The organism is Streptomyces sp. NPDC096048, from assembly GCF_044763415.1.
In the GTDB taxonomy this organism is placed as follows: Bacteria; Actinomycetota; Actinomycetes; order Streptomycetales; family Streptomycetaceae; genus Streptomyces.
This window is the reverse complement of record NZ_JBIWGG010000010.1, coordinates 333,486-359,981: the sequence shown is the minus strand read 5'-3', so window position 1 is coordinate 359,981 and position 26,496 is coordinate 333,486. Positions and strand designations below refer to the sequence as shown.

Sequence of the window (26,496 nt, the reverse complement as noted above, 5' to 3'; positions counted from 1 at the left end):
ATTAGTGTGACGCAGGTCATACGGCAGATCCGAACCGCGTGAATCGGCCACTTCTGCGATAACCGAATATCGGACAGTCGTTGCTCACCCTTTGGGAGCTAAGAGTGATTCCCGCCTCTCCCCTCCGCAGTGCAGGTGATCCGCCCACACTGCCTTCGATCTCATGGTGAGGTGTGTGATGGTCGGTCGAGTCACGGAACAGACACCACGGAAACCGCAGGACTTAACGTCTTGTTCATGACTCAGCTGGACGTGCGGCTGGAGGCCCCCGAGCTGGGCGACGGTGCCTCCGCCGAAGGTATGCGCGCAAAGGGCCTCAACGGGAACTCCGTAGGCCTGATGGGCAGTGCCGTCATCGGCGTCTCCACCGTGGCCCCGGTCTACTGCCTCACCTCCACGCTCGGCTCGACCGCCGGCGAGGTGGGACCGCAGATGCCCGCGGTGTTCCTCGCGGGCTTCCTGCCGATGCTGCTCGTCGCCTTCGCATACCGCGAGCTGAACAAGGCGATGCCCGACTGCGGCACCTCCTTCACCTGGACGGTGCGGGCGTTCGGTCCGCGCGTGGGATGGATGTGCGGCTGGGGCCTGGTGATCGCCACGATCATCGTGCTGTCGAATCTGGCCGGCGTGGCGACCTCGTACTTCTGGTTGCTCGCGGGAGAGATCACCGGAAGCGCCTCGGTGGCCGAACTGGACGGCAACAAGTTCGTGCACATCGTGACCTGCCTCGTGCTGATCGCGATCGCCACGGTGATCAGCTATCGCGGGATGACGGCGACCAAGGGCCTCCAGTACGCCTTGGTGGCGCTGCAGCTCCTGGTGCTGGCCGTCTTCGTGACCATGGCCTTCTCGAAGGCCGGAAGCGCTGATCTCCCCACCTCCGCGGACTTCTCCTGGTCGTGGCTCAACCCGTTCGCCGTCCAGTCCTTCGCCGCCTTCACGGCGGGCCTCTCGCTGTCGATCTTCATGTACTGGGGCTGGGACGCCTGTCTGACGGCCAACGAGGAGACCAGCGGCAGCAGCCGCACGCCGGGCCGGGCGGCGCTCGTCGCCATGATCGTGCTCGTCGGCTCCTATCTGGCCACGGGCGTCGCCGCGCAGATGGTCGTGGGCTCCGGTGACCAGGGGCTCGGGCTCGCCAACCCCGACACGTCGGACAACGTCTTCGCCGCCCTCGCCGGTCCCGTGATGGGCCCGAGCCTCGGCGTCCTGCTGTTCGTCGCGGTCCTCGCGTCGGCGGCGGCGAGCCTGCAGACGACGTTCATCCCCGTCGCCCGCACGGTCCTGGCCATGTCGACGTACGAGGCACTGCCCGCCTCCTACGCCCGGGTCCACCCGCGCTTTCGCACCCCGGGCCGTGCCACGGTCACCGCGGGCGTCGCCACGGGCGTCTTCTACACGGTGATGACGCTGGTCAGTGAGCACGTGCTGGTCGACACGATCTACGCGCTCGGCCTGATGATCTGCTTCTACTACGCGTTGACGGCCTTCGCCTGCGCCTGGTACTTCCGCGCCGACCTGCTCAAGTCCGGGCGCGACCTGATGTTCAAGGGGCTCTTCCCGCTGGTCGGCGGCGGCCTGCTGGCGGCCGTCTTCGTCAAGACGCTGGCCGACATGTGGAACCCCGCCTACGGCAGTGGCTCGTCCGTCCTCGGGGTCGGATCCGTCTTCGTGATCGGCGTGGGACTGCTCGCACTCGGTGTGGTGATCATGTGCGTGATGAGTCGCCGCAGCCCCGCCTTCTTCCGCGGCGAGGTGCTCACCCGGTCGACCCCCGCCCTGATCGCGGAGGGCTGAGACGCGGAGGGCTGAGACGCGGAGGGCTGAGACGCGGAGGGCTGAGACGCGGAGGGCTGAGACGCGGAGGGCTGAGACGCGGAGGGCTGAGATGCGTAGGGCTGAGACGCCGAGAACTGAGACGCCGGGAACTGAGACGCCGAGGCGGCCGAGGCGGACTCCAACGCCGGCACTCTTGAACAATTGTCAGCTTTTCTGATGTGATCTGCGGCACTGTCGACCGACCGTGCCGGAGGTCCCATGTACCGCCGTCTGTGCGCCGCGCTCGTCTGCGTCGTCCTGCTGTCCACCGGAACCGCCCACGCGAAGGCCGCCGTCGAGGACCACCGGGACCCGCTCCCCGGCATCCCCCGGCTCACGGGCGACCGGGGCCGCGTCCTGACCCTGCGCGGCTGGAACGTCGAGGACAAGACCCACCGCGGCGAGGCCGCCCTTTCCGCCATCGGCGAGCGTCACTTCCGGGACCTGCGGGCCCGGGGCTTCAACTTCGCGCGGCTCCTGGTCTTCTGGGACGATCTCGAACCCGAGCGGGGCCGATACAGCGAGCGGTACCTCCGCAGGATCGAGCGTGTCCTGGACTGGGCGCACAAGCACCGCGTCCACGTCCTGATCGACGCGCACCAGGACGTCTTCGGGCCCGCGTTCGGACACCGCGGCATCCCCGAGTGGGCGACGCGGACCGACGGACTGCCCTTCACCCCCCACCCCGACGACTGGTTCTCCGAGTACTTCGAACCGGCCGTGCAGCGTGCGTTCACCCACCTCTACGAGGACCCGGACCTGAGGCGCGCGCAGGCGGGCATGTGGCGGGTGCTGGCCGGACGCCTCGGGAACCATCCGGCCGTCCTCGGCTACGACCTGATCAACGAGCCCATGGGCGAGATCGCGCAGGGCGAGGACCTGCCGACGGCCGCCCGGCGCATCGAGCGCGATCAGCTCACTCCCCTGTACAACCGCCTGGCCGACGCCGTCCGCTCCGTCGACGACGACTCCTGGATCTTCTTCGAACCGACCCCCGTCGTGGGTGAGGGCGTCCCCACCGGTCTGGGCCGGATCGACGACCCGAAGGCCGTCTACGCGCCCCACTTCTACAACACGGCGATGGAGGCGGGCGCCGACTACGACCCGTCGGCCGGCTGGATCGAGGCGTACGAGTCCGCGGTGACCGTCTATCCGCGCCGCCACGGCGTCCCTCTCGTGGTGGGGGAGTGGGGCCCGCTCGACAACGCCCTGCCGAACATGAGGCGCTTCTACCGTGACGCCCTGTCGTCCCTGAACCGCTACAGCTCCGGTTGGGCGGGCTACGTCTGGTGCTACGGCGGAGGGTACTGCGCCGTCGACGCGGAGGGACGTTTCCGGACCAACAAGGAGCAGACCGCGGCGCCGTACGCCCCGGCGGTCGCCGGCCGGGTCGTCACCGAGGCGTACGAGCCGGACAGCGGAGCCTTCCGGCTGTCGTACCGGGCCGGGCACGGTGTCACCGAGATCTCCGTGCCGCCCCGGGCGGGCGGCTGGCGCATGGAGCTGACCGGGGCCGCCCGGACCGCCACGCCCGTGCTGCCCGGGGGCCGCGCGGTGATCGCGCGCGTACTGGCGCGGCCGGGCGCGCACGTCACCGTCGTCGTCACTCCGCGTAAAAGTTGAGCAATTGTCTTGTTTCAGGCGTTCCCACGGTGCCTACCGGCCAGTACAACCCCTGGTAACCCCACCACCAGGAGGTGCAGTGAAGGGCAAACGGCACAGACTCCACTGGCTGACGGCGGCTGCCGCCGTGGTGGCGATGGCATGCGGGACCATCACCGCCGCCGCCCCCGCGCAGGCCGCCCGGCCCGGCGCCGCCGAGTCCGTCTCCTCCGTACCGCTCTCCTCCGAACTGGAGGCCATCCGCGCGGCCGAGGCCACCAAGCTCTACGGGAACCCGGCGGAACGACCTCTCGGTGACCGCAGGACCAGCCTGATCTCACTCGGCGACAGCGAGATCTCGGGCGAGGGGATCGGCACCTATGATCCCGGCACCAACGGCCCCGACAACTGGTGCCACCGCTCACCGGACGCCGCCATCCACCGCACCGGGATCCCTGCCGACCTCACGTTCAACGTGTCGTGCTCCGGCGCGTCCACCGGAAACATCCGCATCGGCGGCTCCAAGCAGTACGCCGACGAACTCGTGCAGAGCGACAGCCTCGCGATCAAGGCGCGCAACACCCGCGTCAAGATGGTGCTGCTGGTAGCCGGAGCCAACGACGACCTCCAGTTCGGCCCCGTCATGACCGACTGCGTCACGCGCTACCTGCTCGTCCAGGGCCCCTGCGCCACCAAGTACGCCCCCGGCTGGCAGGACCGCGTCGACGCTCTCGTGCCCAAGGTCGAACAGACCGTGCGCGACCTGAAGAGCGTGATGAGGGAGGCCGGTTACGCCGACGGCGACTACAAGCTCGTCGTCATGGGATACCCCAGCCCCATCGGCCCCGACTTCCGCGACAACCCGGCCTTCGCCGGCAAGCTCGCCTGCGGCGGCCTGGGATACGACTCCGACACCGCCTGGGGCCGCGACAGCGCGGTCCCCGCCTTCGAACGCGGAATGCGCGAGGCCGCGGCCGACACCGGCGCGATCTACCTCGACAACTCACGGCTCTTCCACGGCCATGAGGTCTGCATGGAGGACACCTGGGCCCGGGGTGCGTACATCGACCTCTCCAAGCCCGGCCTGCCGGACGAGAACTCCCTGCGCCAGTCCTTCCACCCCAACAAGCGCGGTCACGCCGCCTTCGCCTCCTGCCTCACGCGGCTCTACGACTCGGGCGCCCGCGAGGCGAGTTGCGCGGACGTCGACTCCTCCGGCAAGCCGGTCCTCTTTCCGTACGCCTGGGACACGGCCTACCGACCGCTGGCGAACCGGGCGACCGGCACCTGCGTGGACGTCGACGCCGCCGCGAGCGCCAACGGCACCCGCGTCATCGGCTGGGCGTGCCACGGTGGCCGCAACCAGGGCTGGTGGTACGACCCGGCGCGGGGCACCATCCATACCGAGCTGACCCAGGACCGCTGCCTGGACGTCCCCGACACCAGGTACCCGGCCGGCACGGGCCTGGTCCTGTGGAACTGCCACGGCGGGGCGCATCAGAAGTTCGTCCGTGACGGTGCCACGATCCGGCCGACCTCCGCGCGAGGGCTCTGCCTCACCCTGGCCGGACCGAGCGAGCCGCTGCGGATCCGGAACTGCGACGGTTCGGAGAGCCAGCACTTCAGGTAGAGGGAACCACTCACGGCCCTATGACGTCGACCGGACCGCCGAGATGTCGAACTGCAGCCGGACCTTCTCGCTCACCATGGTGCCGCCCGCCTTGAGGCGCTGGTTGTAGACCAGGCCCCACTCCGTACGGTCGATGGTGGTGGTGCCGTCGAAGCCGGCCCGCTCGGAGCCGAACGGGTCCATGACCGAGCCGAGGTAGTCGAGTTGCAGGTCGACGGTCCGGGTGATGTCGCGGATGGTCAGGTCCCCGGTCATACGGAAGCTCTCTCCACCCTCATGGACGGTGGAGGTGCTGCGGAACGCCATCTCCGGGTAGCGGCGCGCGTCGAAGAAGTCGGGGCCGACGAGATGCGCGTCCCGCTGTTCCACGCCCGTGTCGACACTGGCGACCCGGATGACGAGGTCGGCCCGCGACTCGGAGGGCCGGGCTCCGTCGAAGTACAGCGTGCTGTCGTAGTCGGCGAAGGCCCCTCGCACCGTCGTGACCATCGCGTGCCGCACGGAGAACCCGATACGACTGTGCGGTCGGTCGATGGTCCATCGCCCGGTCAGCGCGCGAAGCGCGGGGTCGAGCGCGACACCCCGGGCCGCGGTCTCCGCGCCTGTGACGCCGGAGTCGACAGCCGGGGTGCGTTCGATGACGGCGGTCTGGCGACGGCTGAAGATACCCATGATCGTGAGCCCTTTCCCATCTGGTACTCCGTGCTATCACGGCGTCGCCGGGCACCGCCCAGCGAGATGGGCCACCTCGTCCGGCTTCCATGGGGTCGACCGCGAAGCTGCACAAGATCAACATAAAGTGCCTCCGCCTGCACGGCGGGGGCCTCAGCTCTTGACGGCCTCCGCGATCCGCAGGGCGGCCTCGGCGGGCGTGAGGTGCGTGGTGTCGACGACCTCGGCCTCGCCGTGCAGCCACGTGCGGGCCGCTTCGGCATAGGGCTCGAGGTATCCGAGGCGGAACGGGGAGGGCACGGGAGAGTCCCCCTCGATGCGCCCGCGGAGGGTTCTCTGGTCCGCGTGGAGGACGAAGTGCCTTACCGGGATGGCGTGCTGAGCGAGGCCCGTGCTGATCTCGCGCCAATACGGCTCGACCAACACCGTCATGGGCACCACGAGAGTGCCGCCGGTGTAGTCGAGTACGCGGCGGGCGGTCTCCACGACGAGCGGTCGCCACGGCGGCCAGTGCTGGAAGTTGTCCGTCTCGGGCAGGCCAGGCGTGATGTCCATGAGCGTCTCGCCGACCTTCTCGGCGTCGAACACCCGCGAATCCGGGATCAACTGCTGCACGAGTGCACTGGTCGTCGTCTTGCCCGCGCCGTGGGTGCCATTGAGCCATACGATCACGGGACGTCATGCTAGTCCCGGGCATGGCTGAGGTCTTGGTCGTCCCGGTTCGGGAGGAAGGCTTCGCCGGGGCGGACCGACTTGGTGACGGCCTCTCCGAAGTCGGCGTGCACGCCGAGACCCACGGCCGCGCGGATCGCGGCACCCAGGCCGGCCCGCGGCACTGGACGCTCCGGCGCGGCGGGCCGGCACGCCGTGGGCGTTCGGCCGAGTCCGTTGGCTGTCGTGGTGAGGGGACGGGCCCCCGTCGCGGGCGCCGCGGGACCGGACTACTCGGCGGGGTCCTCTTCCGCCTCCCGGACGGCGCGCTTGACCGCACTCTCGACGGCTTCCGCCGACCGGCCGCTGACCGTGGCGTGGTCGGCGATCGCCGCACGCGCGGCCTGGGCGGCCTCCTGCCAGGCCCGGTGCTGCAGGTCGAACTCCTTGCCGTCGAGTCCGGCGAGCCGGGCACGCTGCTCTTCCGCCGCCCGCTCAAGGAGGATCAGGTCATGGGGAATGTCCACGCCTCCGATCCTAGGGCGGGAACCGGTGGTGCCGCAGCGCCGACCCGCGGGCACCACAGGTGGACCCGGCTGTCCCCGCCCCATGGAGGCCGGGGGCGGGGCTCGCGGGGGAGTGTCGCGGCTGGTGCGGTGACGCCTGTGCGGAGGGGGACCGCGCGTCCGGTCAGTTCACGACCGTGGCGGCCCGCGGCGCCCGCACCGGTGCCCCGGAGGTTGCCGAGAAGGCTGCCTGGAAGTTGTCCTCGACCTCGGCCTTCTCGGCCGCGTTCGGGTAGGGATTGGTGCACGAGACGCCCGCGCTGGAGCCCGACATCAAGCTGGAGCAGGGGCCGGGCTTGCGGTCCGGCAGGCCCAGGATGTGGCCGAGTTCGTGGGACGAGATGCGCACCGTGTTGTAGCCCTGGTTCACGGCCTGGCGTCCGATGTAGACGGTGCCGTTGCCCAGGGAGGTGGGCAGGGCGCGCGGCCAGCCGTTGTCGGCGAGGATCCGGATGTTGGCGCGCTGCCCCGTCGCGGCGGGACGCAGTTCCACGCCATCGACGCTCTCGTTCCAGATCGCCGCGCCCCGGGCGACCGCGGACGCGAACTCCGCGGAGCCGCTCGCGTCGTAGGTGAGCACCCGGGCGGCGGGCAGAGGGAGGGTGGTGCCGCCGGACGGTTCGGCGGCCACGGCCTGGCCGCTCAGCAGGGGGAGGGACATCAGCAGAGTCGCGGCCAGGCCGCCGGTCAGAGTACGGACGTGCATGATCGACCTCCTTGTGGGGGAAGGGCAGTCGTGTGCATGACACCATCTGGCTCTCTGCCCACCGCACCCCGCTGCCAATCCGCCATTCCGGCTTCGGGATTGGACGGGTCGCCGTCAGTGGATGCGGTGGGTCTCCCAGAAGGGGTCGAGGTCCTCGTCCGTCAGGGCCTGGGCGGCCTTCTTGAAGTCGGCGGTGGTGGAGACGCCGTACCAGTGGTCCCGGGCGTACCGCTTGAGGAGCCGTGCCATGGTGCCGGCGCCGAGGGTGCGTTCGAGGTCGGCCAGGGCGCAGGGCCCGGCCGTGTAGACGACGTGGTACTCGCCGGGGTGCTGCGACCAGTAGGCCATCGAGTTGGTCAGCGCCGTGCTGTCGTCGGGCCAGTGGACGTCCGACCAGCAGTCGCGGGTGACCCAGCCGTAGAAGCGGGCGTTGGCGTACTGGGCGAAACTCTCGTCCAGCCAGGGCGAGGCGTACTCGTCGTTGCCGACGACGCCGTACCACCACTGATGTGCCACCTCGTGGACGACGGCGCCGCCCTCCTCGGTGGTGCCCAGGAGGACGAGGCCGGGGTACTCCATGCCGCCGCCGAAACGGCTGGTCATCACCAGGTCGATCTCGCCGTACGGGTAGCGGCCGAACTCCCGGCCGAACCGGTCGATCGAGGCGACGGCGTCCGTGCGGTTGACGCGCACGCCCGCGGCCGGGGTGTCGGGCGCCCAGTACGACTTCACCCGCACGCCCCCGGGAGTCGTCTCCGTCGCCGTGCGGAACGGACCCGCGGCCCAGGCGAAGTCCCGCACCCGGTTCGCGACGCTGAGCGTGACCGTGCGGCCCGGCCCGCCGGGGAGGGCGCGGGTGACACCGGTCGCCGGCACCTTCAGCGTCGACGGATGGTCGAGACGGACCCGGAAGTCGCCCGTCAGGGCGTAGAAGCTCTCACCCAGCGCCACGTACGGGTCGAGGTGCCACCCCTTCGTGTCGTGCACGGCGAGCACCGGCAGCGCGTTGCCCATGAAGCGGTAGGCACCCTCGCGGCCGAAGCGGGCCGCGTGGTCGGGGACGGTGAGGGAGACGTCGAAGGCGACGGACGTTCGCTGACCGCGCGCGAGCGGCTTCGGCAGAGCGATGCGCAGGGCCGTGCAGTTCACGATGAGACCACCCGGTGTGCCACCTTCCACGTGCGAGACCGTGACAGGGGAGCGCGCATCGGGTGTGCCGCACTGGTCCTCGCCGTTGCCCCACAGACGGAGGTACACCTCGCGCAACGGACGGTCGGAAGCGTTCCGGAACGACACCCGCTGCCGTCCGGTCCAGTGGCTGCCGTCGGCGTCGGCGCGCAGCGTCACGTCGTAGCGGGCGCGATCGGGCGTCGCGGCGGCCCTCGACACCTTGGGCCCTCCGGTCACCGCGCCGGCGTCATTCGTGCCGACGGCGACCCACACGACCAGGACCAGCAGCACGACGAACAGGCGACGACCGGACAGGAACGGCCACACTGCTGAGGGCGTCATGCCAGCGGATCCTGCCACAGCACGCCCAGTCCTGTGCGGAGTCGGCGGCCACCGGATCGGACTGGGGTGCGCCGGACGGGACGAGGAGGCACCGGCTCCGGTTATGGGCGGCGAACGGCGACGCCGGGTACCGGAGTCGTCCCGGCGCGTCGGGTCTGCGAGCGGAAGGTGCGGCGGTAGGTGTCCGGCGGCACACCGACCGTCCGGTGGAAGTGCCGGCGCAGCGTCGTGGCGGTGCCCATGCCCGTTGCCGTCGCGATCGCGTCGATGGTGTCGTCCGTGGTCTCCAGCAGTTCCTGCGCGTGGCGGATGCGTTGGGTGAGCAGCCACTGGAGCGGGGTGGTGCCGGTCGCCGACCTGAAGAGGCGGCCCAGGTGGCGCGAGCTCATGCGTGCCCGGCGGGCCAGGTCCTCGACGGTGAGCGGGTGGTCGAGCCGCTGCAGGACCCAGGGGAAGAGCTCGGCGAGCGGGTGGTTGTCCGGTGCGGGGACCGGAGTGCTCACGAACTGGGCCTGCCCACCGTCCCGGTGGGGTGGCACGACCAGGCGGCGGGCGAGCCGGTTGGCGACCGACGAGCCGTGGTCGAGGCGGACGAGGTGGAGGCACAGGTCCATGGCCGCCGCCTTGCCGGCCGAGGTGAGCACGCTGCCGTTGTCGACGTAGAGGACGTCCGGGTCCACCGTCACCCGTGGGTGGCGTCGGGCCAGTTCCTCGGTGTGGGCCCAGTGCGTGGTCGCGCGCTTGCCGTCCAGCAGGCCGGCGGCGGCCAGCAGGAAGGCGCCCGTGCACAGGGAGACCACACGCGCGCCGGCCTCGTGGGCCTCGCGCACCGCCTCGATCAGTTCGGCCGGCGGATCCTGGTCGATGTCGGCCCATCCGGGCACGATCACGGTGTCGGCGTGCGGGAGGCGGTCGAGCCCGTGGTCGGGTTCCAGCCGGAAGCGGCCGACCCGCACGGAGCTCGGGCCGCAGACCGACAGGCGGTACCAGGGATCGACCGTGCCCGCCGGACCGTTCCCGAAGACCTCGCACGCCAAGGACAGCTCGAAGTGCAGCATGCCGTCGGTGGCGGCCAGCGCGACAGTGGTCATGTCCGGAATTGTATGGGTGATGGCGTTCCGGACAGTAGTGGCGGGTGCCGGTTGTCGTGAGGATGTTCGTGCAGAGCGCAGAGCGCAGAGGGTCGTTCGAGTACAGGGGAGAACTCATGGAGTCGGGCCAGACAGTAGTGGTGTACGGCGCGTACGGGCACACCGGACGGTTCGTGATGGCCGAGCTGAGAGTGCGTGGCTTCCGCCCGGTCCTCTCCGGTCGCGACGCCGGGAAGGTGAAGGAGCTGGCATACGAGACGGGGCTGGACGCCCGTCCGGCGTCGGTCGACGACCCGGCCTCGCTGGACCGTGCGCTGGCCGGAGCGGCGGCCGTGATCAACTGCGCCGGCCCCTTCGCCGTGACGGCCGCACCGCTGATCGAGGCGGCCCTGCGGGCGGGGCTTCCGTACCTCGACGTGGCGGCCGAGATAGAGGCCAACGTCGACACCTTCGCCCACTTCGCCGACCGGGCCCGGCACGCGGGAGTGGCGATCGTCCCGGCGATGGCCTTCTTCGGCGGCCTCGGCGACCTGCTGGCCTCTGCCGCGATGGGTGACTGGACGGTCGCCGACGAGGCGCACATCGCCTACGGACTGAGCGACTGGCACCCCACCGCCGGCACCCGCACGGCAGGCGCCGTCTCACGGCAGCGGCGCGACGGCCGACGGGTGCGCTACACCGGGGGGCGGTTGGAGTACACGAACGACGCCACACAGACCCAGGACTGGCCCTTCCCCCAACCCCTGGGGCCACGCCCCGTGATCGCGGAGTTCACGATGGCCGACGTCGTGACCATACCGAGCCACCTGACCATTCCCGAAGTACGCACCTACATGACGGTCGAGGCGGCCCGAGACATCGCCGCCCCGGACACGCCGACGCCGGCCGCGGTGGACGAGCGCGGGCGGTCCGCTCAGACCTTCCTCGTCGACGTCCTAGTGCGCTCGGGTGACGCCGAACGGCGCGCGGTGGCCCGGGGACAGGACATCTACGCCGTCACCGCGCCGCTGGTGGTGGAGGCGCTGGGCCGTGTCCTCGGCGGACGGGCCGATGCGGTCGGGGTCGTCTCCGCGGGCGCCGCCTTCGACGCGGCGGACTTCCTCGGTGCGCTGGCCCCGCACATCAGCCTGGAACTGCACCAGTGGTGAACCGAACGCCCGGCCCATGACCTCGTGCTCGGCTCGGCTAGGCTCGGCGCGACCGAGGGCGGAGTCGTCGTAGCGCACCCGGCGCTGGGGGCGGCCTGAGCGTCTCGACGAGGGGAGCGGCGACGCAGACCCGCGACGCCCAGGGGTGGGCATGGGGGAGAGCGAGAGAATGGCCGTACACAAGGAGCGTACGCGTGCGGAGCGGCTGACCGAAGGTCTGACGGTCGCCGTGGCGACGGTGCTCTCGTTCGGGCTGCTGTCGGGATCAGGGGCCGTCTTCGGGGCCACCGCCTGGAATCTGGTCACCGACACCGGCACCACCGCGTTCAGCGGCCTCTTGATGACGGCGGTCTTCCTCCTTGCCGTGCCGTTGCCGCTGCTCGTGGCGCGCCTGGTGTTCCTCTCGGGCCGGCGCAAGGGCACGGAGCGGCTGACGGCGGCGGTCCCGGCGGCGCTCACGCTGCTGGCCGCGTCCGTCGTGCCGTTCGCGGTGCTGTGTCTGGTCGTCGTGTACGCGGACTGATCGACGCCTGGTCTCGAGGTCGCTCCATGTCACTCGACGTCACCTGAAGGGCGGCCGCTGCCGGACCCGTCGACCTCGGGGCGGCCGGCCGTCAGGGACGCGGCCGGCGCGTCGGGAAGCGTCCGTCCGAGGCGTGCGAGCGGGGACAGAGCCATCACCACCGGGGACAGCATCATGCCGGCGGCCGTTGCCAGAAGACCGGTGCGCGACCCCCATTGCTCAGCGAGGAATCCGCCGAGCAGGGAGCCGAGTGGAGACAGTCCCATGCCGACGAACGTGATCGTCGCGGCCGCGCGGCCCTGCATCCCGTCCGGAGTGAGCGTCTGCCGGACGGCCATGAGCGCCACGTTCACCAACTGGCCTCCGGCCCCGAACACGAAGTTGGCCACGACGAGCACGGGAAGGGTCACCGCGGGGGAGCCGTGCAGCGTCGGTACGCACAAGAACACGCCGTCGCCGAGAGCGGCCGCGGCCACGAGGACCGGGCCGTACCCGAAGCGGCCCGGCAGACGGGCGGCCAGCATGGAGCCCACGAGCGCGCCCGGTCCCGTCGCCGCGAGCGCCACCCCGACGGCGGTGCCGGAAAGATGCAGTTCCCGGGGCAGGAAGAGCAGATAGCCGGTCATCACGGCCGCGAAGGAGAACTGGAAGACCGCGGAGGCCAGACACACGGTACGCAGCGCGGTGTCGCTGACGACGAAGCGGAGCCCCTCATGGATCCGCCGCCGGATTCGAGACGGGCGTTCCAGGCGCTGTGGGCGCGATTCGACTCGACGGACGCGTCGTATCGACAGGAACGACAGCCCGAAGAACAGTGCGCTGGAGGCGGCGGCGACCGGTGCCGACAGCAGGGACACCAACGCACCGCCGAGGGCCGGACCGCCGATCTGAGCCGCGGACCGGCTGCCCTCGAGCGCGCTGTTGCCCCGCACCAGCTGATCGCGTCGCACCAGGCGTACCAGGGACGCCTGGTAGGCCACATCGAAGAACACGGAGAGGGCCCCGACGGCGAAGGCGACCACGAAGAGGGAGGGCAGGCCGAGCCGGCCGAACAGGCCGGCCAGGGCGGCGGCACCCAGGGCGAGGGCCCGACCGGCATCAGTCAGCACCATCACCGTGCGAGTGCGCCACCTGTCCACCCACGCACCCGCGAAGAGCGCGAGCAGCAGTATCGGTGCCTGGCCCACGGCACGCAGGACGCCCAGCTGGGTGGCGTCGGCGTGGAGCGTCAGGACGGCGAAGAGCGGCAGCACCACCAGACCTGTGTGTTCCCCGAGTTGGGAGGCGGTCTGCCCCACCCAGAGTCGGCGGAAGTCGCTGTCCCGCCACACGCTTGACGGAACGGGCCGACCGGAATCGGATGCGGAGGAAGAAGCGGGCGGCACAGGGATCCCTCGGGTCGCCGAAAACGAGGCCCACCACCGGGCACCCGACAGGTGCGCCGACGGTTCGGGCAGAGAAGGCTCGCTGTGCCACGACATCAAGGGCAGCACGCGATGACAGGCCGATCGGCCTACAACGTCAACGCGCGCTCGGAAGACCGACCATGTCTGCAACTCCTCGTGGATCAACCGACTGCACCCGGACACTGGCGCTCGGCGGCCAGACGCGAAAGGCGATCAAGGGCGCGGGGCCGGAGGCGCTGCCCGAGCTGCTCGGGGAGGGCGGGGGTGTGGGCCTGACCGCTCCGCCCGGCCGCGGGACCGTATCGTTTCCCTACGACACGGGGGCAACGGGACGGCCTGGCGCCGGGGGAGGACGGGGCCCTGATGTCGGCGGGCCGGACGGGACCCCGGGTGGGCGTTCGGCTGCGACGCGGATCGGAACGGGTCCTGCACGGAGCCGGCGAGGCGGACCACGAGCGGTGCGTGCCGGCCGCCGTCCGGGACGAGTTCGGTCTCTCCCTGCCCCGGCCGGCCCTGGTCGAGGGTGTCAGAGCGGGTTGAGGCGGGCCTTGAGCAGGCAGAACTCATTGCCCTCGGGGTCGGTCAGGACATGCCACTGCTCCTGCCCTGTCTGGCCGATGTCGGCCGGGCGTGCACCCAGCCCCAGAAGGCGTTCGAGCTCGGCGTCCTGATCGCGGTCGGTGGCGTTGACGTCGATGTGCAGCCGGGACTTCCCCTTCTCCGGCTCGTCCCTGCGACTGAGGATGATGGTCGGCTGCGCACCGCCGAACCCTTCGCGCGGCCCGATCTCCAGGGTGCCGTCGTCCTCGCGATCGAGCACGACGAAGTCGAGGACCTCGCACCAGAACCGTGCCAGCACCTCAGGTTCGCGGCAGCCGAGCACAAGCTCACTGATACGACACGCCATTGACGAAACCCACTCTCAGTTCGGCGAACGCAGGGAAGCCACACACGAGCCTCATGGCACCCGGCAGCGGTGACAACAATGCCGCGACCGTACCGGACGAAGAGGGCACGGTCGAAGTGATTTCAGAGCTTCCCTCGTCCCGCTGCGCGGCGGCGAAGGCGGCGACTCTCAGGAGGGCATTCCGTAACAGGAGGCCATCGCGGCCGCTCGGTCGCGCAGAGAGGTCCGCAACCACTGCGGGGCCAGGGCTTCCGCGTCCGTGGTGAGCTGCCAGAGCGCCCATTGCGCGTGTCGTGCGTCCTGGTAGGTCACCTCCAGCCGCAGCCGGCCGTCTGCGTCGGGTTCCTCGGCGCGGACGGCCAGCGCGGTGCTCACCAGCTCTTCCCGCCGCTCCGGGTTCACCCGTACCAGCACGGTGACCTGGTCGCCGTCGGACAGGAACTGCGCGCAGCGTTCCCGCCAGATGCGGTCCAGATCGACCCGGTTCGGTCGCTGAGCCGGTTCTGGGAGTACTTCGGCGGCCAACACCCGAGACAGGCGGTAGGTGCGGTCCGCGCCGGATCTCGTGGCCAGCAAGTAGCCCCGGCCGCGCACGGTGACCAGGCCGATCGGGTCCACCGTGCGCCACTGTGGGGTCTGGTCCGTGGCCGCGTAGTGGATGCGCAGCTTGTGGCCGGTGAGCACCGCGCGCCGGACATCGATCATCGTGGGGTCGGGCAACTCCTCGCCGGCCAGGCGGTGGGAGAGCAGGTCGGTCTCCGGGTCGACGAGCAAACGCTGCGCGGCGTCGCTCGCGGTGGCCCGATGCCCTTCGGGCAGGGCGTCGGCCACCTTGCGCATGGCGGAAGCGAGCGCCGAGCCGAGGCCGAACACCTGCTCGCCGCGCCCCGAGCCGGCGACCAGCAAGGCAAGGGCCTCGTCGTGATGCAGTCCGGTGAGATCGGTCCGGAAGTCGGGCAGCAACGCGAAACCGCCGCGACGGCCGCGTTCGGCGTAGACAGGCACGCCGGCTGCGGACAGCGCCTCGATGTCACGCAGCACGGTGCGGGTGGACACCTCCAACTCGCGGGCGAGCGTGGCCGCGGTCAGCCGACCGCGTCGGCGCAGCAGAAGCACCAACGAGATCAGCCGGTCGGCACGCATACGAGAACGTTAGCGGAATACATGACCAAGGATGTCGTCTATTGCGGGGAGGCTTGTCGACGTGATGCCGAAGACGGTGGTCGCGGAGCCTCGGGGCGAACGTACTGCCGTCGAACCGAATGGAGTTGATGTGGCTATGGAGCGATCGACGGTCAACCCGTGGACATGGTCGGTGGAGATGGGTTACAGCCAGGGTGAGGTCGTCTCCGGGGGAACCCGAACCCTGTACTGCTCAGGGCAGGCCGCGATGAGTGGCGACGGCAAGCCTCAGCATGCCGGTGACATGGCGGCGCAGTTGGCGCTGGCCATCGACAATCTGGAGGCCGTGCTCGGCGAGGCAGGCATGTCCCTCGCGAACCTCGTCCGGCTCAACGTCTACACCACCGACGTCGACCGGCTCTTCGAACACTACGGCGTGCTGGCGGCGCGGTTGGGTGCCGCCGGGGTGGCGCCGACCACCACGATGCTCGGGGTGACCCGGCTGGCGGTTCCCGACCTGCTGGTCGAGCTGGAGGGAACCGCGGTCGCGTGAGACGACCTCGGCGCGGGCGAGGTGAGGGCGGACTTTCCACTGGTGGCTTGGTGGTCAGTCAGCTGATGGCCGGGTCGGTCCCGAGGACGGGCAGGCGGTCACCGACGGCGACGAGTTCGATGTCGGTGCGTCACCGCGCGATCCACTGCCCACGGGTCAGCCTCCTTTGTTCGCGGATGCGGCTTCCATCAGCTCCTTGAGTCGGGTCAGGTCCGCAGCGACCGTGTCGGCGTCGCGCTCGAACTCGGCGTCGCGCATCTCGGGTCGACGGCGAAGGGTGAAGATCACCTCGCTGCCTGTGCCGTCGGCGATCACGCGGACCGGGTTGTGGACGGTCTCCCCGGAGGGGAGCGTGACGTCGTGGTCGAGTACACCCAGCTCGTTGCGTGGCGCGAAGGTCACCACGACGCGTCCCATGGGGGAGGACGTCGCGACCCACGTGTCATCGATCCGCTCGATCGAAGGTCCCAGGCCGCCGGCCCACTCGGGCAGGTTGGCCGGGTCCGACGCATAGGCGTATACGTCGTCGGCCGCGCGATCGATGAAGACGCTGAGGTGACGTGACTCCCTGCCTGTGCTGATCATGATGGCGATGGTAGTGAGTCACCGTCCTCGGCCTCTTGAACGAATCGGACGCTGCGGCTCCGCCGGGAAGACCGCCAAGCGAGTACGGCAAGCTCCAAGGGCTCAGTCCCAAGATCACTGGGTTTCGACGGTTCAGGTCACCACGCCTCGATGACCGGCGCGTCGGGTTCGAGCCGCCGCCAGGACTCGCTGAGGCGCGCGAGCCGGTCCGCGGCGGCGATGCCGTGCAGGGACGCGACCTTGCCGTCGCTGACTTCGAACGCCACGGCGCCCACGACCCGGTCCTCGATCACGGCGAGGACGGCCGGGGCGCCGTTGACCCATGCGATATGCATCGCCGGCGAACCGCCGGCCAGTCGCCGTTTCGCCGGAGTGGGCTTGAAGCCGGCCCGCACGAAGGAGGCGACGCGCTCGGGCGTCCGGTACCGCAGCAGCCGCCTGGCCAGTCCGGCGCCGTCCGAGACCGCCGTCACGTCGTCGGTGAGCAGCGCCACCAGTCGTTCCGTGCGCCCTGAGGTGGCGGCGGCGAGGAACTCCTCGACGACCCGGCGGGCGGACGCGGGGTCGGCCTCGCTACCGCGGCGGCGCTCGGCGGTGACCCGGGCCCGGGCCCGGTGGACGTGCTGCTGGCTCGCGGACTCGGTGATGTCGAGGATCCCGGCGATCTCGGCGTGGCTGTACGAGAAGGCCTCACGCAGGACGTAGACGGCCCGTTCGACCGGGGAGAGGCGCTCCATGAGGGTCAGTACGGCCAAGGCCACCGATTCGCGCTGCTCGAAGGTGTCGGCCGGGCCGAGCATCGGGTCGCCCTCGAGGAGCGGCTCGGGCAGCCAGGCACCGGCCGCTCGCTCGTGCCGCGCCTGCGCCGAACGGAGCCGGTCGACGCAGAGATTGGTGACGACCTTGGTCAGCCACGCTTCCGGCACCTCCACCCGTTCATGATCCGCGGCCTGCCAGCGCAGGAACGTGTCCTGTACGGCGTCCTCGGCGTCGGCGGCCGACCCGAGCAGGCGGTACGCGAGCGAGGCCAGCCGGCCCCGGCTGGCCTCGAAACGAACGACGGCGGCACTGTCCATGCGGAACAGCCTATGCGGCGCTCCTCACACCGGACCGGTCAGGCGCGGCGACCAGGCGACGCCGGCGCTTGGGCATGCCGAAGGTCGGGTAGGCGATGCCCCAGCCGGCCCCCTTGAGCACTCCCGACTTGAGGCTCGCGGCGGTCGGGCCACCGAGATACCAGGACTTCGACCGGACGTCCTCGTCCACCATCTGGAAGATCGCGTCCCGCCGCCCGAGACTGATGTGATTGCCGTGGTACTTCAGCCCGATGGTCGGGACCTTGCCGCCCGTCAGGCGCGCGATGATCGCGGCGGTCGCCTGCATGTTGGTGAAGCCGGCCGAGGCACAGGACATCGGCAGCGGCCGGCCGTTGTCTCCGATCGCGTAGGCGCAGTCGCCGGCGGCGTAGACGTCCGGGTGAGAGACGGAGCGCATGGTGCGGTCCACCACGATCTGGCCTGTCTCGGCGACCTCCAGGCCGCTGGCGGCCGCGATGGGGTGCACGGCGAACCCGGCCGACCACACGGTCAAGTCGGCCGGGAGGGAGGTACCGCCGGCGGCGATCGCCCGTGTCGGCTCGACTGCTTCGATGCGGGTGTGCTCGTGGACGGTGATGCCGAGCCGGTCGAACGCCTGACGCAGATGACGGCGGGCCCTCGGGGAGAGCCAGGCGCCCAGCTCGCCGACGGCGGCGAGCGCGACCGAGAGGTCGGGCCGGGACTCGGCGAACTCGGTGGCGGTCTCGATGCCGGTCAGCCCCTCACCGACGACCAGCACGCTGCCGCCCTGCTCCAGGCCGGCCAGGCGCTCGCGCAGCCGCAGCGCCGAGGACCGGCCGGTCACGTCGAAGGCGTACTCGGCCGCGCCGGGGACGCCGTGGTGGGCGACGGAGCTGCCGAGCGCGTAGAGGAGCGTGTCGTAGGCGAGCTCGCCGTCCCCGTCCTCGCCGGTCACCGCGACGGTCCTGCGCTCCGGGTCGACGCCGGTGACGCGTGCCAGGCGCAGCCGCACCCCGGTGCCCGCGAACAGGTCGGCGAGTTCGCGGAACGCGACGTCCCGGCCGCTCGCGAGCTGGTGGAGCCGCATCCGCTCGACGAAGACGGGTACGGCGTTGACGACGGTGATCTCGGTGTCGGCGGGGGAGAGCCGGCGCGCCAGGTTCCCGGCGGCGAAGGCCCCGGCGTATCCGGCGCCGAGTACGACGATGCGGTGCTTCATGGCGTTGCTCCTGTTCTCGTTCGCGTGCCCCTTGAACGAGACGGCGTCCCGATTGCTGACAGGAACCGGGTGTGACGCGGGTCACTGGACCGAGACGGGTGCGGGGTGGGTGGGTGTCACCGGGCGACGGCCTGTGCCGGAGCGAGGTCGCCGCCCTCGCCGGCATGAGTGTGGAGTACTCCGCGAGGCTCGGGCACGGCGACCTGGCCGGCGTTTCCCGGGCGGCCCGCGCCCCCGCCGCCCGACGCTTCCACCCCGGCCGGGACCTCGCGGCCGACGTCGCGGTGGCCGTCCTGCGCACCGAAGCCGGCCGCGACCCCCGTGACAACGATGTGCACGACCTCGTAGGCGAGCTGTCTCCGCCCGGCAAGGGCCGGCGCAGGCGCCCAAGACACTGATGCCTGCCGGGAGATGAGCGACAAAGCGTCCTGCTATGGTGCGCCGATGTCATCGATCAAGCAGTTCCAAGTCACCTTCGACTGCGCCGAACCCGAGCGTGTCGCTCGCTTCTGGTGCGAGGTGCTGGGATACGTCGTATCGCCGCCGCCGAAGGGGTACGCCACGTGGGACGACTTCGATCGCTCGCGGCCGCGCGAGGAACAGGGTTCGTGGTTCGCGTGCGGCGATCCCTCCGGTGCGGGCCCGCGACTGTTCTTCCAGCGCGTCCCCGAGGGGAAGGTCGCCAAGAACCGGGTGCATCTCGACGTGCGGGTGGGCACCGGGCTCGTGGGTGAGGAGCGCCTCGCCGCGCTCGAAGCGGAGTGCGCACGCCTGCTCCCGCTCGGCGCGGTACGCGTGCGGCTTCTGTACGACGGCAACGACTCGTGCATCGTGATGCAGGACATCGAGGGCAACGAGTTCTGCCTCGACTGAGCACCCACCGAGTCGGTGAAGTGAGGAACCGTCTCGACCGGGCCCGACATGGTCGGCCCAAGCTTCTCGGGCGCCGTCTCTTCTCGGTCGCGGCCGGATGGCGGTCGCCGCGGGCGTACAGGCGACAGCCTCCCACGGCGACGGCGGCACGCTCCGTCGCGTGCCGCCGCTGGGCGCGGACCTGCCGGCGTGCTTCGCACGCGGGCAGGTGAGGAACCGACGGTGAGCCTCCGACCCGGATCGCTACAGCAGGTCGCGGGGCACCGTCTCGTTCCAGGTGCGCGAGAACACCCGTCGGCCACCCTCGTAGCCGTCCAGCGTGGCGTCGACGAAGAACCTGCCCTCGTCGCAGGTGAGACGGGTGTGAGTGACCACGCGTACGTCCCAGTCGTCGCGCCGGAAGCCCATGGTCCACGTGCACTCGCCGCTCACGGACGTGAAGTCGTCGGCGACGGAGGCGTAGCGTTCGTGCGCGCGCCGGCCGACGTCGAGGCCGATGTCCTCGAAGCGGACCGTGCCCCGGTCCTTCACCGTGTCCAGCTCGGAGCGGTAGCCGACCAGGTCCCGCTTCACGTCCCACCGTTCCTCCGGGGGCGTCACCGTCGTGGTGCTGATGGGCGGGGTGCCCTCGGGCTCGCCGAAGGGCGCGGCCAGGGCGTCGTCGGCCTTCTCCGGGGGCCGGACCGGAAGGGTGAGCGTGCTGGAGTGCTCGTGGACACTGAGCGTCGCCGGCTTCGGCGGCGGCCACGCGAGTGGCCAGTACGACGTGGACAGGGAGAGCCGGATGCGATGTCCGGGCGGGAAGCTCTGCGCCACCCCGTTGAGGTGGACCGTGGCGCGGTAGCGACGGCCGGGCACGAGGGGCTCGGGCTGCTCCGCGCTGTCCAGCCGGGTCAGATTGAGCAGACCGTAGGTGACCCGCGTGGCCGCTCCGTCCGGGCGGACGTCCGACAGGCGCGCGGCCACCGTGGCCACCGGTTCGTCGGCCGACAGGTCGAGGTCGAGGGTCGGCGAACCGAGGATCTCCACCCGTTCGGCGAGCGGTGCGGTCTCGAAGACGAGTGAGCCGCCGTCCTCCTCGCGCTGGTCGTAGGGCAGGTCCGGGGGAGCGTTGTAGGAGGCCCACTTGCCCGCGAACTGTCCGACGGACAACGGGGACCGGACGGTCAGGACGTCACGGCCCTCGGTTCCGCCTGTCCCGCCGGTGCGTTCGCCCGTGTCTTCGGCCCGCTCCGGAGCCGTCTCACCGTCCCGTGCGCCGGGAGGTGCGATCCGGTGCGCGGTGAGCGGGTGCGTGACCGGGTGGACGTTCGGGGACGGCCAGCGGGGCTCCGCCACCCAGCGTCCCGGCCGCTCCTCGTACGAGGTGGACGGTGGGACGCTGTCCTGCATCCACGTCCGCAACATCGGACCGTCCATGACGCCGTTGTCGACGCCCTTGAGCCAGTGGTCCCACCAGCGCACGACCTCCTGGAGGTAGCCGATGGCGGGTCCTGGCTCACCGAGGTGGGGGAACTTGTGCGACCAGGGGCCGATGAGCCCCTTCCTGGGCACGTCCAGATGGGCGAGCAGCCGGGTGACCGCGTTGGAGTACCCGTCCGCCCAGCCGCTGGAGGCGAGCACCGGACAGCGCACGTCGTCGTAGTTCTCGGCGACCGAGGCGTGCCGCCAGTAGTCGTCGCGGCGCTGGTGGCGCAGCCACTCCACGACCCAGGGCCGTGCGTGCTCCAGGCGTTCGTGCCACATGTCGCGCCAGCTGTCGCCGACCACGGCCGGGTCCGGGGGACAGGTGGCGTAGGCGAACATGGTGCCCGCCTCGGCCAGGTTGTCCGACAGCATGGCCCCGCCCATGTAGTGCATGTCGTCGGCGTGCCGGTCGTCGGTGAAGGACGCGATGACGATGGCCTTCAGACTCGGTGGGCGGCGGGCCGCGACCTGGAGGGCCGCGAACGCCCCCCAGGACAGGCCCATCATCCCCGTGCTGCCGTCGCACCAGGGCTGGTCGGCGAGCCAGGCCAGCACCTCCTCGGCGTCGCGCTGCTCGATCTCCAGGTACTCGTCGCGCAGCACCCCCTCCGACTCGCCGGTGCCCCGCAGGTCGACACGGACGCAGGCGTAGCCGTGCCCGGCGATGTACGGGTGGTGGATGGAATCGCGTTCGGCGGTGAGGTCCCGCTTGCGGTACGGGATGTACTCCAGCACCGCCGGGACCGGGTCGTTGTCCGACGACGTGGGCCGCCAGATGCGCGCCGACAGACGGACGCCGTCCGACATGGGGATGACGACGTGCTCTTCTTCCTTGGTCGTGTACGGCAGGTGGGTCACGTGACGCATGGTCGGCGCTCCTTAACCTCGCGCTCCTTCGGACGGCTCGTCGAAGGTGAGGCCCAGGGCAGCGACGCACTGGTCGTACTTCCTGCGCAGGTCCTGTTCGTCGTCGCCGCCGGTGAAGATGTGTGCGAGTTCGTAGCTGTAACTGTCCTGCTGGGAAAGGTCGGAAAGCCGCTGGCCGGGCTCGGGCAGGACTTCGATCCGTACGCCCGGTATCTCGCTCTCGATGCGGGCGATGTCCTCGGAGGAGGGCACGTGGCGCACCACTCCGTCCGTGAACCACCGGTGGTACCACTTGGCCGCCATCGCGTACGGGCCCTGCCGGTGGGGCATGCGCGGGTCGTCCCCGAGGGCGAGGGCGAGCATGGCGTGGTGGTTGGGGGCGCCGTCCACGTACTGGAACAGCTCGGCGTGCGACTGCGAGTGGCGGGGGTTGATCTCCAGCAGGCTGATGTCCTGGCTGCCGGGGTCGTAGAAGTACTCCACGCTGAACGTCGCCGAGTCGAAGCCGATCCGGCGCATCACCCGCTCCGTGACCTCGTGCAGCCGGGCGACGACCTGCGGGGGCAGCATGGAGGGGTACTGGTGGCGCAGGAAACACGGGGTGTCCGGGTAGTCGATGGAGTCCAGCGTGCCGTAGACGGTCACCTCCCCCTCGTGCACGTAACCCTCCACCGCGACCTGCACACCCGTCAGCGACTCCTCGGCGAGACACACCTGGCCTCCGACGCCGTCCATTTCCGGCGGCAGGTCGACCTTGTCGAGGATGTGCTCGAAGGGGCGGCCGATGCGGGAGATGCCCTCACGTATCTCCGCGACGGCCGCGCGGAACTCCTTCTCGTCCTTGACCCCGAAAGCGAGTTCCGACGAGTAGGACAACGCGGGCTTGAGCCACATCGGGAACCGCATGCCGTCCGGGGGGCTCGGCGGGTCCGCGTCCAGGTCGACGCGTCCGAAGCGCGGATGCCGGTCCGTCACCTTCTGCTGCTCGAGCCTGCTCCAGTACTTGTGCTCGCACTTGACCACCGACTCGAGACTGGTGGTCCGGGTGCCGTACCGTTCGCCGAGGATCGGGACGAGGGTGCTGACCGGGAAGTCCCAGTAGCCGACGATCGCGTCGATGCTTCCGTCGAAGGCGTCCAGCACCTTCTGTGCCTTCTCCACCACCGTCGGCAGCGACACCTCGCCGTCCTGCAGCTCCTCCACCGTCAACAGGCCGTGGAAGCGCAGCGAATCGGCTCCCGGTACGGCCTCGAGTGTCGGAAGATTGGCCTCGTCGAGGCCGACCACGAAAACGTTCTTGACATTGTCCTCAGACACGGCACTCCTCTCATCTCGCAAGATCGACGGGGTACCCACGCCCGGCGCGGGCAACCACCGGGCGGGACCGCTGCTCGGTCGAGCCGCGTCGAAACTCCCGCTCAGCGGCGGTGGCCGGCAGCGGCGTGCAGATGGTCGAGTGCGTTGAGAACGACGGTGCCGCGGTACCACAGCAGCCACCGGCCGACCTGGCGGCCCAGGTCGTGGAGTTGGGCCAACTGCGCGGGCGCCAACTCACCCAACGGGCTCTCGTGATGCGAGGAGATCATGCCGACCACGGTGCCGTTGGGGCCGAGCAGGGGAACGCTGTGGCAGGCGCGGCTGCCGGCCTGCAGGATCGTCTGCCGGGATTCCTCGTCGAACGCGTCGGAGGCGGCGACGTCCTTGACGGTGACCTGGCGCCCTTGTTCGGCGGCCCGCGCGCACGACGTCGTCGAGTCTTCGACGAAGGCGAAGTAGTCGGTGAAGCGCCGGTTCAGCCGGCTGTGTTCCTCCATGCGCAGCAGCCCGTTCTCCACCAGCTGGACATTGCCCATGTGCGTGTCGGTGACGTGCAGGACGCGACGCAGCGCCGCTCTGAGAACCGCGCTCTGGCTGCCGGGCCGGGTGCCGTTCGTGGGCAGGGCGGGCAGAGCCGGTGCGGCGCCGAGCGGTCGGCGTCCCACCGACCATCCGGGAGCGTCGAGGGGCGGGGCGGGCAGGTGGGCGGCGACGTCGGCGAGCGTGTGGAGTTTCACGTTGAAACGCTGAGAGGTCTGCCGCAGCAGGTCGAACGCCCCCTCCCGCGACGGAAGCCGGTATGTGCGCAGCACCAGTTCCTCGGCCCGGGCGATGCCGGCGTGCGCCAGTCGCCGGTTCCGCGCCTCGACGGCGCCGCGCTGCGGATACTCGGCCGTACCGTCCGCTGCTGCCGGAATGGGCATTTCGGTGTATTCGGTTGCCAACAGGCCTCCTGGCTCAGCAGTCACCGAGGTGACGCACATGCCGTGTTCGTGATCCGTCAGCGCACGGGTGACCGCGCGCACGTGCCTGTTGGCCCAAGCACCTCACCGACACTGTAAACATGCCGGGGCCGGGAGACGCCAGCCCTCCCGGCCCCGGGCCTTCGCGTCGGCCGCCTTGCCGTGGCGGTCCCGCCGGCACGGGCGAACGCGCCGCCACCCACCGTGTGACCGGCCGTCAGCTACGGGGAGGAAGGTTCCCGCCGCGACGGCGGGGACCGGCGGTCCCCTTGACGCCTGCCGCGCTCATGGGCCGGTGCCCCGCGCCTCTCGGGGCTGTCGACGGTCCCGTGCCCGCGCCCCGTCGAGGACGGCTGGTACGGCAGCGTGACCGCTCGGCGCTGCTCGGGACGACCGGTCGAGCGTCAACCGATCAGCCGACGGAACCACTCGTGTGTGCCATGTCGCTGCCCTCCTTCTCCGCGGCCCGTTCGGCCGTCCTGCGGCCCGCGGCGACCCGCGTTGTCACCTCATCGCCCCGCCCCTACGTGAGGGCCGGTGTACGCAGCGCGAGCATGGCGACGTCGTCGTCGTTGTCGTCGGGGCGGACCGCGTGCAGCAGGGAATCGCAGAAGCTCGACACTGGGCGATGGGCGAGGGAAGCCGCGTGCCGGCGCAGTCGGTCCAGCCCTCGGTCGATGGAGTGGTGCCGGGTCTCGACCAGTCCGTCGGTGTAGAACAGCAGCGTCGCCCGAGGCGGCAGGACGGTGACGATGTCCGGTCGCGGCCTGCCGGCTCCGCTCCCGAGCAGGATGCCGTGCGAGTCGGCGAGGTAGTGGGCCTGACCGTCATGCGTGACCAGCAGAGGCGGCGGGTGGCCGGCGTTCGTCCAGCTCAGGCGCCAGAGCTGGTCGTCGCCGAGTGCGATTCTGGCGAAGATCATGGTCACCATGGGGACCTCGGCGATGTGCATCACGGCCTCGTCGAGCTGCTTGACGACGGCACTGGGAACGGCCGTCGGCTGGGACCAGGCGAAGGCGCGCAGCATATTGCGGACCTGTGCCATGCCGGCGGCGGCGTCGAGGTCGTGTCCGACGACGTCACCGATGGCCAGGGCGTGCGTGGTGGGGGTCAGGGCGAAGGCGTCGTACCAGTCGCCGCCGACCGAGGAAGCGTGCGGGGCGGGCACGTACTTGGCGGTCATCTCGAGCCCGGGCACGGTGGGGAGCTGGGGCAGCAGATGGCGCTGCATGGTTTCGGCGACCTTGCGCTGGCGCTGGTACAGGCGCGCGTTGTCCAGCGCCAGACCCGCCCGGCGCGTCAAGTCCTCCAGCAGCGGCAGGTCGGCAGCGGTGAAGACGTCACGGCGCTGTGCGCGACCCAAGGTCAGAGCACCGAGCACGTCCCGCAGGCCGCGGATGGGTGCGATGGCGGCCGAGTGCATGCCCGTCTCGGTGAACAAGCGGTGCTGCTCGACAGCGATACCCGAGTCAGGCTCGCCCTGGTAGGTGGAGGGGCCGGCGAGCGAGGACGCGGCGCCGCGCAGAGCCCGGGAAAGGGGCATCGGGGATTCTTCCGGCACGGGCGGCATCGGACCTTGCAGGTCCTCCCGCTCGATCAGGATGCCGTCTTCGAGTTCCATCACCAGGGCACGTCTCACCTCGTCACGGTCGGTGAGCAGGTCGACCACCGCCCAGTCCGCCAGCCGGGGCACGGTCAGGGCCGCCAACCGGTGCAGTGCCTCGTCCACATCCAGCGTCGACGTGAGCTGCGTCGTCGTCTCCGCCAGGAGGGTCAGACGGTCCAGTTCCGTCAGTGGCTCGGGGGGCCCCTCGTCGTGCCGCGGCCGCTTTGCCGGCGTCGGCTCGTACAGGAGTACGAGCGCGCCCGGCTCCTTCGTATCCGGTGAGTAAGGGGTGACCAGCCAGGACAACCGGACGAGAGTGTCGTCGCCGCGGGCGAACCACCCGGCGTCGCCGTGCTTGGTGCTGCCCGTGAGGAGTGCCTCTCTCATCGGGCAGCGCGTGCGGGGCATCGTGTGCCCGTGTTCGTCCCGGTGCAGCAGGTCGTGGGAGTCCTGCCCGACGAGTTCGGCGAGGCTTCTGCCCAGCAGCCTCCGCGCCGCGCTGTTGGCCGCGACGATGAGGCCATCGTCATCGATCGCGAGGGCCGACGTCCTCATGGCGTCCAGCGTGATGACATCGGGCTGGGTGACAGACCGTGCCCGGTGCCCGGACACGGAGGAGTCGCCTCGCGATCGGT

24 protein-coding genes and 1 pseudogene are annotated in these 26,496 nt (G+C 70.6%); 8 read left to right on the top strand and 17 right to left on the bottom strand.

The window, feature by feature from the left end; genetic code table 11:
• The first annotated feature begins 237 nt into the window (after positions 1 to 237).
• The 3 genes from ACIQ6R_RS28070 (at position 238) to ACIQ6R_RS28060 (ending at position 5,050) form a co-directional block, all read left to right on the top strand.
• Positions 238 to 1,797 (top strand): APC family permease, encoded by a 1,560-nt coding sequence (locus ACIQ6R_RS28070; protein WP_404224252.1) that lies wholly within the window; start codon positions 238 to 240, stop codon positions 1,795 to 1,797.
• Between the two features lie 240 nt (positions 1,798 to 2,037).
• Complete coding sequence (locus tag ACIQ6R_RS28065) at positions 2,038 to 3,441, top strand: cellulase family glycosylhydrolase (RefSeq protein WP_404224251.1); 1,404 nt, start codon at positions 2,038 to 2,040, stop codon at positions 3,439 to 3,441.
• A gap of 136 nt (positions 3,442 to 3,577) precedes the next feature.
• Positions 3,578 to 5,050: a ricin-type beta-trefoil lectin domain protein gene (locus tag ACIQ6R_RS28060; protein ID WP_404185123.1), complete on the top strand. Its 1,473-nt coding sequence runs from the start codon at positions 3,578 to 3,580 to the stop codon at positions 5,048 to 5,050.
• An 18-nt stretch (positions 5,051 to 5,068) separates the two neighbouring features.
• On the opposite strand, the gene ACIQ6R_RS28055 is transcribed toward ACIQ6R_RS28060, so the two are convergent.
• From ACIQ6R_RS28055 to ACIQ6R_RS28025, 7 genes are all read right to left on the bottom strand, one after another.
• Positions 5,069 to 5,722 carry a YceI family protein gene (locus tag ACIQ6R_RS28055; protein ID WP_404224249.1) on the bottom strand — a complete coding sequence of 218 codons (654 nt, stop codon included), beginning with the start codon at positions 5,720 to 5,722 and terminating at the stop codon, positions 5,069 to 5,071.
• Between the two features lie 153 nt (positions 5,723 to 5,875).
• The gene (locus ACIQ6R_RS28050; protein ID WP_404224247.1) at positions 5,876 to 6,394 is read right to left on the bottom strand and encodes an ATP-binding protein; all 519 of its coding nucleotides are present in this window, start codon (positions 6,392 to 6,394) and stop codon (positions 5,876 to 5,878) included.
• Positions 6,395 to 6,405: 11 nt separating this feature from the next.
• Positions 6,406 to 6,558 (bottom strand): hypothetical protein, encoded by a 153-nt coding sequence (locus ACIQ6R_RS28045; RefSeq protein ID WP_404224246.1) that lies wholly within the window; start codon positions 6,556 to 6,558, stop codon positions 6,406 to 6,408.
• 105 nt (positions 6,559 to 6,663) lie between these two features.
• Positions 6,664 to 6,900 (bottom strand): hypothetical protein, encoded by a 237-nt coding sequence (locus ACIQ6R_RS28040; RefSeq protein WP_404224244.1) that lies wholly within the window; start codon positions 6,898 to 6,900, stop codon positions 6,664 to 6,666.
• 163 nt (positions 6,901 to 7,063) lie between these two features.
• A complete protein-coding gene (locus tag ACIQ6R_RS28035) occupies positions 7,064 to 7,645 on the bottom strand; it encodes a snapalysin family zinc-dependent metalloprotease (RefSeq protein WP_404224242.1) in 582 nt (193 codons plus the stop codon).
• Between the two features lie 114 nt (positions 7,646 to 7,759).
• On the bottom strand, positions 7,760 to 9,157 hold the full coding sequence (locus tag ACIQ6R_RS28030) for a M1 family metallopeptidase (protein WP_404224240.1): 1,398 nt from the start codon (positions 9,155 to 9,157) through the stop codon (positions 7,760 to 7,762).
• 101 nt (positions 9,158 to 9,258) lie between these two features.
• Positions 9,259 to 10,248 (bottom strand): helix-turn-helix domain-containing protein, encoded by a 990-nt coding sequence (locus ACIQ6R_RS28025; protein ID WP_404224238.1) that lies wholly within the window; start codon positions 10,246 to 10,248, stop codon positions 9,259 to 9,261.
• A gap of 116 nt (positions 10,249 to 10,364) precedes the next feature.
• Between ACIQ6R_RS28025 and ACIQ6R_RS28020 the strand changes: the two genes are divergently transcribed.
• Both ACIQ6R_RS28020 and ACIQ6R_RS28015 read left to right on the top strand, forming a co-directional pair.
• Positions 10,365 to 11,396: a saccharopine dehydrogenase family protein gene (locus ACIQ6R_RS28020; RefSeq protein WP_404224236.1), complete on the top strand. Its 1,032-nt coding sequence runs from the start codon at positions 10,365 to 10,367 to the stop codon at positions 11,394 to 11,396.
• Between the two features lie 169 nt (positions 11,397 to 11,565).
• A complete protein-coding gene (locus ACIQ6R_RS28015; RefSeq protein ID WP_404224234.1) occupies positions 11,566 to 11,919 on the top strand; it encodes a hypothetical protein in 354 nt (117 codons plus the stop codon).
• 29 nt (positions 11,920 to 11,948) lie between these two features.
• Here ACIQ6R_RS28015 and ACIQ6R_RS28010 read toward each other — a convergent pair whose 3' ends face one another.
• The 3 genes from ACIQ6R_RS28010 to ACIQ6R_RS28000 form a co-directional block, all read right to left on the bottom strand.
• Positions 11,949 to 13,304, bottom strand: coding sequence for an MFS transporter (locus ACIQ6R_RS28010; RefSeq protein WP_404224232.1), 1,356 nt, complete (start codon positions 13,302 to 13,304; stop codon positions 11,949 to 11,951).
• Positions 13,305 to 13,851: 547 nt separating this feature from the next.
• Positions 13,852 to 14,232 carry a VOC family protein gene (locus ACIQ6R_RS28005; RefSeq protein WP_404184800.1) on the bottom strand — a complete coding sequence of 127 codons (381 nt, stop codon included), beginning with the start codon at positions 14,230 to 14,232 and terminating at the stop codon, positions 13,852 to 13,854.
• Between the two features lie 168 nt (positions 14,233 to 14,400).
• Complete coding sequence (locus tag ACIQ6R_RS28000) at positions 14,401 to 15,375, bottom strand: helix-turn-helix transcriptional regulator (protein ID WP_404224231.1); 975 nt, start codon at positions 15,373 to 15,375, stop codon at positions 14,401 to 14,403.
• 136 nt (positions 15,376 to 15,511) lie between these two features.
• Here ACIQ6R_RS28000 and ACIQ6R_RS27995 point away from each other — a divergent pair, with 136 nt between their 5' ends.
• On the top strand, positions 15,512 to 15,907 hold the full coding sequence (locus ACIQ6R_RS27995; RefSeq protein WP_404184806.1) for a RidA family protein: 396 nt from the start codon (positions 15,512 to 15,514) through the stop codon (positions 15,905 to 15,907).
• 156 nt (positions 15,908 to 16,063) lie between these two features.
• Here the strand turns inward: ACIQ6R_RS27995 and ACIQ6R_RS27990 are convergent, their stop codons facing one another.
• The 3 genes from ACIQ6R_RS27990 to ACIQ6R_RS27980 all read right to left on the bottom strand — a co-directional run bounded on the left by ACIQ6R_RS27990 (position 16,064) and on the right by ACIQ6R_RS27980 (position 18,769).
• The gene (locus tag ACIQ6R_RS27990) at positions 16,064 to 16,492 is read right to left on the bottom strand and encodes an SRPBCC family protein (RefSeq protein WP_404224230.1); all 429 of its coding nucleotides are present in this window, start codon (positions 16,490 to 16,492) and stop codon (positions 16,064 to 16,066) included.
• A gap of 137 nt (positions 16,493 to 16,629) precedes the next feature.
• Entirely contained in the window at positions 16,630 to 17,568 is a 939-nt protein-coding gene (locus tag ACIQ6R_RS27985) for a sigma-70 family RNA polymerase sigma factor (RefSeq protein WP_404224229.1), read from the bottom strand.
• Between the two features lie 10 nt (positions 17,569 to 17,578).
• A complete protein-coding gene (locus tag ACIQ6R_RS27980) occupies positions 17,579 to 18,769 on the bottom strand; it encodes an NAD(P)/FAD-dependent oxidoreductase (protein ID WP_404224227.1) in 1,191 nt (396 codons plus the stop codon).
• A 164-nt stretch (positions 18,770 to 18,933) separates the two neighbouring features.
• On the opposite strand from ACIQ6R_RS27980, the pseudogene ACIQ6R_RS27975 reads away from it, so the two are divergent.
• Positions 18,934 to 19,155 (top strand): annotated as a pseudogene (locus ACIQ6R_RS27975) (hypothetical protein); the annotation flags it as partial.
• Between the two features lie 58 nt (positions 19,156 to 19,213).
• A complete protein-coding gene (locus ACIQ6R_RS27970) occupies positions 19,214 to 19,642 on the top strand; it encodes a VOC family protein (RefSeq protein ID WP_404224225.1) in 429 nt (142 codons plus the stop codon).
• Positions 19,643 to 19,885: 243 nt separating this feature from the next.
• Here the strand turns inward: ACIQ6R_RS27970 and ACIQ6R_RS27965 are convergent, their stop codons facing one another.
• From ACIQ6R_RS27965 to ACIQ6R_RS27950, 4 genes are all read right to left on the bottom strand, one after another.
• A complete protein-coding gene (locus tag ACIQ6R_RS27965) occupies positions 19,886 to 21,976 on the bottom strand; it encodes a CocE/NonD family hydrolase (RefSeq protein ID WP_404224223.1) in 2,091 nt (696 codons plus the stop codon).
• A gap of 12 nt (positions 21,977 to 21,988) precedes the next feature.
• Entirely contained in the window at positions 21,989 to 23,293 is a 1,305-nt protein-coding gene (locus ACIQ6R_RS27960; protein WP_404184823.1) for an acetyl-CoA carboxylase biotin carboxylase subunit family protein, read from the bottom strand.
• A gap of 101 nt (positions 23,294 to 23,394) precedes the next feature.
• Entirely contained in the window at positions 23,395 to 24,237 is an 843-nt protein-coding gene (locus tag ACIQ6R_RS27955; protein ID WP_404184826.1) for a GAF and ANTAR domain-containing protein, read from the bottom strand.
• A 541-nt stretch (positions 24,238 to 24,778) separates the two neighbouring features.
• Positions 24,779 to 26,416: a SpoIIE family protein phosphatase gene (locus ACIQ6R_RS27950; protein ID WP_404224221.1), complete on the bottom strand. Its 1,638-nt coding sequence runs from the start codon at positions 26,414 to 26,416 to the stop codon at positions 24,779 to 24,781.
• Between the last annotated feature and the right edge of the window lie 80 nt (positions 26,417 to 26,496).

Coding starts and splice junctions, on each gene's coding strand:
- ACIQ6R_RS28055 (WP_404224249.1), bottom strand. CDS start 5,722: ATGGGTATCTTCAGCCGTCGCCAGACCGCCGTCATCGAACGCACCCCG.
- ACIQ6R_RS28025 (WP_404224238.1), bottom strand. CDS start 10,248: ATGACCACTGTCGCGCTGGCCGCCACCGACGGCATGCTGCACTTCGAG.
- ACIQ6R_RS27995 (WP_404184806.1), top strand. CDS start 15,512: ATGGAGCGATCGACGGTCAACCCGTGGACATGGTCGGTGGAGATGGGT.
- ACIQ6R_RS27980 (WP_404224227.1), bottom strand. CDS start 18,769: ATGAAGCACCGCATCGTCGTACTCGGCGCCGGATACGCCGGGGCCTTC.
- ACIQ6R_RS27950 (WP_404224221.1), bottom strand. CDS start 26,416: ATGAGGACGTCGGCCCTCGCGATCGATGACGATGGCCTCATCGTCGCG.
- ACIQ6R_RS28020 (WP_404224236.1), top strand. CDS start 10,365: ATGGAGTCGGGCCAGACAGTAGTGGTGTACGGCGCGTACGGGCACACC.
- ACIQ6R_RS28060 (WP_404185123.1), top strand. CDS start 3,578: ATGGCATGCGGGACCATCACCGCCGCCGCCCCCGCGCAGGCCGCCCGG.
- ACIQ6R_RS28065 (WP_404224251.1), top strand. CDS start 2,038: ATGTACCGCCGTCTGTGCGCCGCGCTCGTCTGCGTCGTCCTGCTGTCC.
- ACIQ6R_RS27970 (WP_404224225.1), top strand. CDS start 19,214: ATGTCATCGATCAAGCAGTTCCAAGTCACCTTCGACTGCGCCGAACCC.
- ACIQ6R_RS27985 (WP_404224229.1), bottom strand. CDS start 17,568: ATGGACAGTGCCGCCGTCGTTCGTTTCGAGGCCAGCCGGGGCCGGCTG.
- ACIQ6R_RS27965 (WP_404224223.1), bottom strand. CDS start 21,976: ATGCGTCACGTGACCCACCTGCCGTACACGACCAAGGAAGAAGAGCAC.
- ACIQ6R_RS28030 (WP_404224240.1), bottom strand. CDS start 9,157: ATGACGCCCTCAGCAGTGTGGCCGTTCCTGTCCGGTCGTCGCCTGTTC.
- ACIQ6R_RS28005 (WP_404184800.1), bottom strand. CDS start 14,232: ATGGCGTGTCGTATCAGTGAGCTTGTGCTCGGCTGCCGCGAACCTGAG.
- ACIQ6R_RS28000 (WP_404224231.1), bottom strand. CDS start 15,375: ATGCGTGCCGACCGGCTGATCTCGTTGGTGCTTCTGCTGCGCCGACGC.
- ACIQ6R_RS28070 (WP_404224252.1), top strand. CDS start 238: ATGACTCAGCTGGACGTGCGGCTGGAGGCCCCCGAGCTGGGCGACGGT.
- ACIQ6R_RS28015 (WP_404224234.1), top strand. CDS start 11,566: ATGGCCGTACACAAGGAGCGTACGCGTGCGGAGCGGCTGACCGAAGGT.
- ACIQ6R_RS27990 (WP_404224230.1), bottom strand. CDS start 16,492: ATGATCAGCACAGGCAGGGAGTCACGTCACCTCAGCGTCTTCATCGAT.
- ACIQ6R_RS28035 (WP_404224242.1), bottom strand. CDS start 7,645: ATGCACGTCCGTACTCTGACCGGCGGCCTGGCCGCGACTCTGCTGATG.